Genomic DNA, 11,314 nt, shown 5'->3' with positions numbered 1-11,314 from the left:
TACCATCTAGCTAATAGAACGCATACTCATCTTATAGCCATAAATGTTTAATTATTAAATAATGCTATTCAATAATACTATGGGGCATTAATCCAAATTTCTCTGGGCTATTCCCCTCTATAAGGTAGATTGTATACGCGTTACGCACCCGTGCGCCGGTCGTCAGCGGTGCAAGCACCCTGTTACCCCTCGACTTGCATGTGTTAAGCCTGCCGCTAGCGTTCATCCTGAGCCAGGATCAAACTCTTCATCGTTAATCTTTAAATAATGTAACAATTACTAAGGTCGATTTTATAACGATAGATCCGAAAACCCATCGCCAACTCAAAATTATTTTCTAGTCTTAATTCGTATTCTTTTGGTTTCTTCCTCATCCTCTCGAATGAGTTGAAACGCGCTGTCAATTCAATATATCAATGAACGTTTTACCATCTGCCTTTCCAGGCATTTTCCAAAAGGAAAATATAACGGTGTACTTGTTGAAATAAAAGGACTCGAACCTCTTCTAATTTGTACCCAACCCGGGATTTCTTGTCAGTATGTGTGTGTGAACGTGCTTGCTCTGTAAGCGGCTGCAAATATACAACGCTTTTTCTTTAACCACCAAACTTATTTTTAAGTTTTTTTTCGATCCCTTTTTCTCCCGAAATCCAAACCAAAAACAGCAATCAAATCAACCTCCTTATGAACGTCGCCTTAATTCCAAAGCGGCTGCAAATATACAACGCTTTTTAGACAAACAACAAACTTATTTTGAAGTTTTTTTTAGCCTTAAACCAGAATGAAAACCATCCTGCCTCAACTGCAATCCCAACACTCAATGAACTTCTCTTAACAAATGCACCCTTCGATATCCCTGCTAAGCGGGTGCAAATATACACCGCTTTATTTCTTTGAACCAAACATTATTTGGTGTTTTTTTTATTATTAATTTAACCTTCGCTTAACACAATGAACAACTGGAGATTAGATTAGGAAAACTTCTAAAACTCAAAGAAAATCCTTCAGAAGAAAACGGATTTTAAGCCAAATCTGCCTCAGGGAATAGAAGCCGAAGCCTAAAAGAGTCGCAAGTTTTTAAAGTTTAAGCGCAAACCCAACCCAGACATAGGGGAAGGAAAAATATAATAACGAAATTATTTTAAGTTGCTGGCGGTCCACTTATTGGTAAGCTCCGAAAAATTGAAATCTAGTGCACTGGGCTGGGGTTCAAGAATCTTTGACTGGAAAGACCGTTGAAGAATATCCTCTATAAGATAGTCTTCCTGATTGCTCTCAGGATGATATTCTTCCTTGAGTGAAATTTCAAATAAGCTGGCCGTAGTATTATACCAGAAAGCCCGCCATCCGCTCTTCAGATTTTTAATCAACTCAAAAGTGGTAATTCCTGTTTGCCGATGAATAAGTTTCACCAGAATCTGACCCTCAGTATGCGTGAGTTTTTTAAGTTCTTTAGCAAATTGCTCTTCGATATAATCCTGTACTATCTTGGTATATCGTTTTTGATCCCTTTTCGACTTGATTTGATCTAACCTGGAATTGAGCGTAAGCAATCGCTCTGATGCAAGTTTGGCGTACGGATAAACTTTCCTGGTTTTTCGCCTTAAAATTAAATAACGCCTTCTATCATCATCGGAGTTGAATTTTAATTTGCTTAAAATCAGCACTTCATCCAAATTGATGGATTCCCGCATTATGGTGTCGCCCAAAACGATGAAATACTCCTTATCAATAGTATCTTGTACAGGCTCTTTTTCCTGACCGGATACGTTAAAAAAGATAAGTAACATTATATAAGTGAAATATCGACTCAAAGCAATATGATTTTTTATTTTGTCTGTTATAAACTAAAACCATTCCAAATTTACAATTATTGGCCTTGTTCTGCTTTTAATTCTTCTTAAATTCGTAAAAATGTTTTTGATTAAATTAAAATGTAATTCTTATTTCTAAGACTTGCTTTTTCTTGTTTCAGAATAAAACCTATTAAATCACACTTAAAATTTTTCATAAATGAAAAAAGTTGAACTACTCGATGAAAAATCGATAGTATTTTTAGAAAAATATCTCAACAATGCCTCCCCCACCGGATATGAATGGGAAGGTCAGAAGATTTGGATGGATTATCTAAAGCCTTACGTAGATGAATTTATAACGGATACCTATGGAACAGCCGTTGGAATTATAAATCCAAAGGCTAAATTCAAGGTAGTTATAGAAGGTCATGCCGACGAGATTTCCTGGTATGTAAATTATATCACCGATGATGGATTGATCTATGTAATAAGGAATGGCGGAAGCGATCATCAAATAGCAGCTTCCAAAAGAGTAAACATTCACACCAAAAAAGGGATTGTAAAAGGGGTTTTTGGATGGCCAGCAATTCATACCCGCGATAAGGAGAAGGAACAGCCTCCCAAAATGGACAACATTTGTATCGATGTTGGTTGCAGCAATAAAGATGAAGTTCTTGAACTTGGAGTACATGTAGGGTGCGTGATCACCTATCCCGATGAATTTTTTATTCTGAATGGGAATAAATATGTGTGCCGTGGATTAGACAACCGGATGGGAGGTTTTATGATCTCTCAGGTAGCACGCCTGCTGAAAGAAAATAAGAAAAAACTGCCTTTTGGACTCTACATCACAAATTCTGTTCAGGAGGAAATAGGTTTGAGAGGAGCCGAAATGATCACCCAGCGCATTAAACCTAATGTAGCCATTGTGACAGATGTTACTCATGATACCACTACCCCGATGATCGAAAAGAAAACCAATGGGTATGCGAAGATTGGCGAAGGTCCGGTAATTTCCTATGCTCCGGCAATTCAAAATAAATTAAGGGAGTTATTGATCGATACCGCAGAAAAGAATGAAATCCCATTTCAGCGTGCCGCTTCTTCCAGAGCCACCGGAACAGACACGGATGCCTTCGCTTACAGCAACGGCGGAGTAGCATCTGCACTTATTTCCTTACCGCTCCGTTATATGCACACCACTGTAGAAATGGTCCATAAAACAGATGTCGAAAATGTTATCCGGTTAATTTATGAAAGTTTACTTCAAATAAAAGAAGGAGAAACTTTTAGTTACTTCGATTAAACTATCTTCAAAAGGAGTTAAAGCGGCTGGAAAATTTTCCAGCCGTTTTTTTTATGCTTAAAGTTTCACAAATCTTTATAAGACAGCTACCGCTCAAAGATTTATATTTAGAAAAAAAGCAAATGCAAGTAGATTCTGATGCTTTAAAATCCCTGATGAAGAACCCTGCGGAAGCAGCAATAATGGCGAACCTGGTTTACCTTTCTGAAAGTGAACTTACCATAAGCAGACAAAAAAGGGGCCGGGGATATGTCTATATTCTTAAGGGTGAGAAAATAAAAGATTCTGAACAACTGGAGCGTTTTAAAAAAATTGTGATTCCCCCTGCCTGGAAGAACACTCGAATTTCTCCCTTGATAAATAGCCATTTGCAAGTAATTGGTGTAGATGATAAGAACAGAAAACAATATATCTATCATCCTCAATGGTCAAAGATCCGGAACCAGACCAAATTCTTAAAGATGAATGTCTTTGGAAAAACCCTCCCTAGGATCAGGAGTAAGGTAGATACAGATCTCGATCAACCGGAAATGAGCAGGCGAAAGGTACTTGCCCTGGTAATACGTTTAATGGAAGAAACCCATATAAGAATAGGAAATTCCTACTATGCGAAAAACAATAAAACCTACGGTTTATCCACTCTTAGAGCCCGACATGTTAAAACCTCTAAAAATAAAATGAAATTTGAATTTGTAGGAAAAAAGGGGAAGGAGCATTCGGTTAGTATAAAAAACAAAAAACTTATAAAGCTGGTCAACCAATGTGAAGAGATTCCTGGTTGGGAACTTTTCAAGTTTTATGACACTGAAGGGAATAAGCAATCTGTGGATAGCGGCATGATCAATGAATATATACAGGAAATAAGTGGCAATATTTTTTCTGCAAAGGATTTCAGAACCTGGTCTGCTTCCAAAATTTTCTTCGAAACCCTATATCAGATAGGGTATCTGGAAAATGAGAAGGAAAATAAAAAAGCCGTTCTGGAGGCTTATGATGCAGCAGCAAAAGGTTTAGGAAATACGAGGACAGTATGCAGGGAATACTATGTTCATCCTCATATTGTTCAGCTTTATGAATCCGGTAAAATTGAGCCTTATTTTAAAAAGATTAAATCTAAAAATACCAAGAACTATGCTACTTTATCTGGTACAGAAAAAGTTATGCTGGACTTAATAAATGAATATGAAATTAATCTTGACGAACCTGAAGAAGAAAAAAAAAGATAGCGCGGATTAGAAATCCGCGCTAACCTATTTTAAAAAAGTGGGGTTAGAATTTGCGCTAACTGTTCTATGAATTCCGTCTAGTGAGAAAGCACCACCAAAAACCAATCTTGCATTTAAATTAAACTTATCAAAAGAAAAACCTGCGGGAGTGGCAGCCACGATGTTGAGAATTGTATTTACATTTACAAAAGCAAATCCGTTTACCTCTTTAACAGATTTGATGTTTTGATTAAATGTAGTTGTGGCCTCCACCACTTCCTGTTGTTCTGCCAGAGTTAGCACCCATTTGTATTCAAGGGCGTATGTTACTCCATTTAAAGCTAATTGACCCGCAGACTTAGCAGGTAAATATGATTCGTGATTACGAAATACAGGTGCAATAAGTGACTCTTTGGGCTGGGAAATCAAACATTTTACATGAAATACTTCCGAAAGAAAAAATACTGGTCCTGAACTAAATTTTATTTACCACTTATAATTTCCCCAACCTTTAGATTAAAATAAAAAACCCACTCCTTAAAGAAGTGGGTCCATATCTATTATGATAAATTCTTAAAAGGAAGAAGGATACAATGTATTGTAATTTGCTGCTTTTACTTTAGGTAAATTCGCCCCATAAGTTGTATTTATTGCTTCCAGGAACTTGTTGGTAATGAAGGCATAACCTCTGGCCGTAGGATGAACTCCATCTAAAGAGAATGCTCCTCCAAAAACAAGCCTTGCATTTAATGAAAATTCATCAAAATTAACTCCGGTATCTGCAACCTGATTCAGGACAGCATTTACATCTACAAATGCTAAACCGTTGGCTTCAGCAGCAGCTTTTATTGTTTGATTAAATGCTGTTGTAGCCTGGATTACAGCCTGCTGTTCTGATGGTATCAATACCCACTTGTCTGCAAGGGGAAAAGTGACACCATTAATTGAAAGTTGTCCTACCGTGGCCTGGGGTACTCCCATCCCCACCAGCATATTAAAAGCATCCATATTTGACTGGCCAATAATAGAGGAACTTGGTAATACCAAAAGATCTTGGTCAGTTGCCTGTCTTGCCTGGCCATATAACATACCAAACAGCTGTGCGGTGCCTGCATCAAGACCACCTTGTTGCAGAGCTCCTGCAATTTGGGCAGAAAGATTTGTAAGGCTTTCATCCGTAATAACCACTGCACTTGCAGCCGTTGTAGAAAAAACAATCGAACGCTCGGGCACACCTAAAGCAGCAAAAACCTGGTTTAAACCTGCAAAAGTGGCGTTAAGCGTGGGGATTTGTGCGCCAAAAGCCGGATTAGCCGGACTTAAAGGTTTAAAAGGGACAGTTGTAAAGTAAGGAATTTTAATCACGTTAGGAATATTTGCAACAACTCCTTTTGCACCGTTTGCAATTAATGCTGCTAGGATCCCACTATAGGTTTGAGCAAAAACGTTAGGATCTGTAATATCATTCGAGTTATAGGTAGATGGATCAAAGTTCCCTTTTTGGTCAACACCATCTCCTCCACTTGTTGCGAAAGAAAGCACATCGTTATTACCTAACCAAAGGGAGAAAAAAGTTGGATCTTGAGCCAGGGCATCTGACAGAACGGTAGTACCAGGTGCGCTGGCAAATCTAACGAAATATGGATTTGCCTGGCCGGTAGCCACCCCGGCTACATTTCCATAACCCGGTGCAAGCAAATGGAAGCTTTTAGCTCCTGGAATACCCATATTATTAAAAGGACCGGACAACTTGTTGGTTATTTCTGTAGTTGGGGTGGCAGATATCCGCACAGGTGCCGCACCATTGAAGATCAATCTTGGCTCCTGGATCACGTTGCCTTGAAGCAAAAGGCCTCCAATATTATCATTCATCATAGGTTGGGTGAATTCTCCACCTCCGGCCAAAGCAAAACGAGAAGCCAGAATGCTAGGTATGGAATTTTGCTGGCCTGCCATAAATAAAGCTCCATCAGTAAACCCAGCCGTTAAACTGTTTCCTAAAGCAACATAGTTAGTGAAATCCGCCGTTCCCGATGTTATCTCTTCCTCAATTACAACATTCCCATTGTCGTCATCTGAACTACATCCTACAAACATTGCTGCAAGGAGCAGGAGTATCCATTTATAATTATATATTTTCATTTGTTTAAGTTTTTTGATTTTCAAATTGTTTCGGCAATTGCTAAACTTCCAGAATAAGATTAAAAATTGTTAAAGGTTAATGAAAGATAATATTGCTGGCCTATTAAACCTGTTCCATAAGCAGTGTAGTATTCTTTTCCACCTAAATTGGTTGCTCCCAACTTGAGCATAGAATTAATAGAAGGCAATTTGTAATTAACCTGTGCATCAAAAACAGAAAAGGAAGGGACCTTACCATCAGCAAAAGTAGCTTGCCAGAAATAAGCATCACTCCACCTGTAGTTTATATTGAATCCCAGGTTTTCATAAACTTCAGTATTCCCAAAAGAGAATTTCACTTTGTGCTTTGGCGTGTTGAAAGCGGTCCTGAAATCGGGTGCTGAAGATTGATCAAAATCCTGTTCGGCATACGTATAATTCCCGTCAAGATCATAGTTTCCAAACACCTTAGTGGTTATTCCTATTGAACCTCCAAAAGATTTCACATCGGCAGGGGAATTCGTATAGGTTTGAAAGGCTTTGAAATCTCCTTGCTGTAAGGCTAATAAAGATTGGGCGTTGTCTCCCACAGTACCATATAACGGTACCAAAACGGTTTCATTGGAGATAAAATCTTTATACCCGTTATAATAAGCATTAAGATCTACAATAAATCTACCTGCACGGCCACGGTATCCTACTTCATAAGCAGTTACCTGCTCCGGCTTTACAATATCAACATCTGCAGCCTGGGGAGCGCCACTTTGAACAGAGTTCAATGAAAAAGAATTTTCATAAGCAGCTCTACCCGTAATCGTAGCAGTTGGGCTTCCGGTTACCGCAGCTCCTGCTCCGCTAAGGGGAAAAGTCCTTACGTACCTGTCCAGGTTTGCTTCCGCAGATCCTACAAGTATTGCTCTACCGGCATCAAGGCCAATAAAAAGATCCTGAGTGGTAGGGTATCTAAAACCTGTTTGTACAGAAGCTCTAAAGTTGTGGCTTCTAGATACTCCCGCAGTATATGCCAAAGATAGTCTTGGAGAAAAATTACCCTCAAAAAGTTCAGATTTATCATAACGAATAGATCCGGTAAGCTTTAACCTTTCCTCTAATAGTTTCTTCTGAAGCTGGGTATAAATTCCATATTCTGAATAGGAAATTGGTCCGTCATAATCGGTAAAAATTGTTCCGAAAGAATTTAATCTATATTGTCTGTAAGATCCGCCAACCTGGATTTCGGCTATATCTTCAGTTAAATGAGTGAAATTATAATTAGCATCTGCATGACGTAGCTGTGAAGCATCTTTGAACTGAGATCCAGTTGCCAGGTCAGGATCTGTGGTAACTTCGTTAAATGCATTTTGGAACTCGGTAGATCCAGGTTCCAAACGACCTGTATCTGCAGTTTGTCTTGCAATGGCATGAGCCTGCTCTGTTCCTGCGCCCTGTAGTGTGCTAGTGATAAATGCACCTGCATATTCTCCAAACCATTGCTGATCTGATTTCCATGTCCTGTTAATGTTAATAGCTGTAAAACGGGTATCATAAGAATCCCCTGCATCCTCATCGGTAATGTAACCTCTTACAAAAAAGTTCGCATTTTGAACCTCGATCTTGTGCTGTTGTAAAAAGAAATCTTTAAGGGCATATCGGTTTAAACCCTGGTAGATCGTAGATCCCCAACCTGCTTTTCCAACATAGCTAATTTCCAGATCATCGGCAAAGGGCCGGTAATGAATAGCAGCATCAAGCTTAATACTTTCAGCATTATAATCGGTCAATGCAGGTTCCAAATATCCGGTACGGCTTACCGAAGCATTTGGCAGCAGGTTCTCTGCTCCTGCAGGAATTCTACCAAGACTTACCAGTGCCTGGCCAACTCCGCGAATGTTTGTAGAAACTTCATCTCCGTAAATATTCAAACCGTCATAGTTTGGGTGGCTTCTATCTCTTCCTGGTAATAACACATCTTCCTCACTCACCGCATGCCAATCTGTTCCCTGAAAATAGGCGAAATTGACTTTTGCTGCCAGCTTATCTGAAAATTTATGTGCCGCTCTAATTCCCAAATCGTAAAACGGATTGGTACCGGCGGCGTCCTGTGAGGTTAATCCCTGCTTGTAATATGCGCTAATCCCCGGGAAATCAAATGGGTTTTTACTTTGCATAAACAGGATCCCGTTAAAAGCATTGGCACCGTATAGTGCAGAAGATGCTCCGGGAAGTAATTCAATACTGCGAACATCCAGTTCTGTCATCCCAAGAAGGTTTCCTAAAACAAAGTTCAATGCCGGAGAGGAATTATCCATCCCGTCTACCAGCTGTACAAAACGCGTGTTTGCAAAAGTTGCAAATCCCCTGGTGTTTACAGATTGAAATGTCAAACTGCTGGTATTTACATCAACTCCTTTTAAATTTTCAAGCCCCGCATAAAAAGAGGCTGCTGTAGTATTCCTTATTTCTTTTAATCCGAAACGCTCTACGGTAACCGGAGATTCAAAAATACGCTCGGGAGTTCTGGAGGCCGAAACTACAATCTCATCCAGGGAGGTTCCCTCCACCATGGTAACATTAACCTCTTGATTTACTGAGGTAATTCGTACTGTTTGGGTTTCATACCCCACATTACTAATCTCTATGGTAAAAGGAGGTGTCTGTTCTACCCGTAAATTAAATTTACCATCAAAGTCGGTAACTGTTCCAACCGAAGTTCCAAGCACTAAAACGTTTACGCCTAAAACAGGAACATTATCCTTATCTACAACATTTCCTGAAATGGTGGTTTGAGAATAGGAAGTAATAAAAAAGAGAAAAAACAATAAAGCCAGAGGGATTTTCATAATTTGTTATATTGGTTACACACAACCAATATATGCTATTTATCAATTATTAACTTAATTTAACAGTGTTTTTTTGCTACCTCCCAATAATAATTAAATATTTTTAGAATCCTTTATTATACTGTCTACAACTTCAGGATTTAACAAAGTGGACGTATCTCCTAAATTTGAAGTATCATTAGAAGCGATTTTTCTTAAGATCCTTCTCATTATTTTACCACTTCTGGTTTTTGGAAGACTGTTTACGAATTGTATTTTATCGGGTTTCGCGATGGGTCCAATAATTTTTGAAACCTCCTTTTTTATTTCCTCTTTTAACCCATCAGAAGGTTCAACATCATCATACAAGATCACATAGGCATATAATGCATTTCCTTTGACATCATGGGGATACCCAACCACTGCACTTTCTGCTACTTTAGGATGTTCATTTATAGCATTTTCAATTGGAGCAGTTCCCAGGTTATGACCAGAAACAATTACAACATCATCCACCCTGCCGGTTATTCTATAATTCCCAGTTGCATCCCTATATGCACCATCTCCTGTGAAATACATGTTTTTGTAAGCAGAAAAATATACCTGTTTAAACCGCTCATGATCTCCATAAATTGTTCGGGCCATAGAAGGCCATGGAAATTTAATCGCCAGCCTTCCGTCAGCTTTCTCATGAACATTGGTTATTTCTTCTCCATTTTCATCCATCAATGCCGGTTGTACCCCGGGTAAAGGAAGCGTTGCAAAAGTAGGCCTGGTAGGGGTAATTCCTGCAAGTGGAGAGATCATTATAGCTCCTGTTTCGGTTTGCCACCAGGTATCTACAATGGGACAATTACCCTTGCCAATATTATCATTATACCAGTGCCAGGCTTCCTCATTAATAGGTTCTCCCACAGATCCTAAAACTTTTAAGGAAGAAAGGTCATGTTTTTCAACAAAACTTATAGGGTGCTTTGCCAGCGATCTTATTGCAGTAGGAGCCGTATAAAAATGAGTGACTTTTAATTTTTCTACAATTTCCCAAAATCTGCCAGAATCGGGAAAACTTGGTATTCCCTCAAACATCACTGTAGTTGCTCCTGCTGCAAGGGGACCATAGATGATATAAGAATGGCCTGTAATCCAGCCAATATCTGCAGTGCACCAATATACATCAGAAGACTTTGGAGTTTCGGCATTGTATTGAAAAACATTGGTGAAAGTATAAGTTGTCCCAACCATATAGCCCCCGGTAGTATGCACCATACCTTTAGGCTTCCCTGTAGATCCGGAGGTGTACAATATAAAGAGAAGGTCCTCTGCATCCATTTCCTCTGCCGGGCATTCTTTTTCAGCTTTTTCCAATTCATCAAACCAAAATTTATCCCTACCAGCTTTCATAGGGGTATTTTCTACAGTTCTTCGATAGACAATTACTGTTTCTATAGATGGCGTCTTTTCCAGCGCTTCATCACAAATCTCTTTTAGGTTTACCGGTTTTGAGCCTCTATAAACCTGATTTGCGGTAATTAGCATTTTACAATTAGAATCATTTATCCTGTTTGCGATTGCGGTACTTGAAAAACCTGCAAATACAATGGAATGTACCGCACCAATTCTGGCACAAGCCAGCATTGCAATTGCCAATTCCGGGATCATAGGCATATATAGACAAACCCGATCCCCTTTTTTTATTCCATTATTCTTTAAGACATTGGCGAAATGAGAAACCTTTACAAATAATTGCTTGTAGGAAATGTATCTGGATTCTTCATCAGGATCATTGGGCTCCCAAATGATGGCGGTTTTATTACCAATGGTTTCCAGGTGACGATCCAGGCAATTTTCGGTAATATTGAGTTTTCCTCCCGGAAACCATTTTATTTCAGGCTTGTTAAAATCCCATTCCAGGGTTTTATCCCATTTCTTTTTCCAAAGAAATTCTCCTGCAATCTTATCCCAAAAAACTTCCGGGTTTTCAACACTTTCTTTATATGCTTTCTTATATTCCGCAAAAGTCTTTATTTGTATGTTTTTCATTCACTAAAAATATATAAAGCAAAATCG

7 protein-coding genes and 1 other annotated feature are annotated in these 11,314 nt (G+C 38.9%); of the genes, 2 read left to right on the top strand and 5 right to left on the bottom strand.

The features are described 5' to 3' along the window. Nucleotides 1–18: 18 nt before the first annotated feature. Nucleotides 19–139: a sequence feature (16S ribosomal RNA rRNA prediction is too short), on the bottom strand. 997 nt (nt 140–1,136) lie between these two features. Beyond that, nucleotides 1,137–1,814 carry a DUF4294 domain-containing protein gene (locus GILLI_RS16995; protein WP_006990360.1) on the bottom strand — a complete coding sequence of 226 codons (678 nt, stop codon included), beginning with the start codon at nt 1,812–1,814 and terminating at the stop codon, nt 1,137–1,139. 199 nt (nt 1,815–2,013) lie between these two features. Here GILLI_RS16995 and GILLI_RS16990 point away from each other — a divergent pair, with 199 nt between their 5' ends. Both GILLI_RS16990 and GILLI_RS16985 read left to right on the top strand, forming a co-directional pair. Continuing rightward, a complete protein-coding gene (locus tag GILLI_RS16990; protein ID WP_006990359.1) occupies nt 2,014–3,102 on the top strand; it encodes a M42 family metallopeptidase in 1,089 nt (362 codons plus the stop codon). A gap of 122 nt (nt 3,103–3,224) precedes the next feature. Next, the gene (locus GILLI_RS16985) at nt 3,225–4,328 is read left to right on the top strand and encodes a DNA topoisomerase IB (protein WP_006990358.1); all 1,104 of its coding nucleotides are present in this window, start codon (nt 3,225–3,227) and stop codon (nt 4,326–4,328) included. A 24-nt stretch (nt 4,329–4,352) separates the two neighbouring features. Here the strand turns inward: GILLI_RS16985 and GILLI_RS16980 are convergent, their stop codons facing one another. From GILLI_RS16980 to acs, 4 genes are all read right to left on the bottom strand, one after another. Next, on the bottom strand, nt 4,353–4,736 hold the full coding sequence (locus GILLI_RS16980) for a hypothetical protein (protein WP_040506737.1): 384 nt from the start codon (nt 4,734–4,736) through the stop codon (nt 4,353–4,355). Between the two features lie 144 nt (nt 4,737–4,880). Next, on the bottom strand, nt 4,881–6,449 hold the full coding sequence (locus tag GILLI_RS16975) for an SGNH/GDSL hydrolase family protein (protein WP_006990357.1): 1,569 nt from the start codon (nt 6,447–6,449) through the stop codon (nt 4,881–4,883). Between the two features lie 59 nt (nt 6,450–6,508). Continuing rightward, nucleotides 6,509–9,268 carry a TonB-dependent receptor gene (locus GILLI_RS16970; RefSeq protein ID WP_006990356.1) on the bottom strand — a complete coding sequence of 920 codons (2,760 nt, stop codon included), beginning with the start codon at nt 9,266–9,268 and terminating at the stop codon, nt 6,509–6,511. A gap of 93 nt (nt 9,269–9,361) precedes the next feature. Beyond that, nucleotides 9,362–11,287: an acetate--CoA ligase gene (gene acs, locus GILLI_RS16965; protein ID WP_006990355.1), complete on the bottom strand. Its 1,926-nt coding sequence runs from the start codon at nt 11,285–11,287 to the stop codon at nt 9,362–9,364. Nucleotides 11,288–11,314 lie beyond the last annotated feature (27 nt).

This window comes from Gillisia limnaea DSM 15749 (assembly GCF_000243235.1).
Classification (GTDB): Bacteria; Bacteroidota; Bacteroidia; order Flavobacteriales; family Flavobacteriaceae; genus Gillisia; species Gillisia limnaea.
This window is presented reverse-complemented; position numbering and strand designations above follow the sequence as displayed.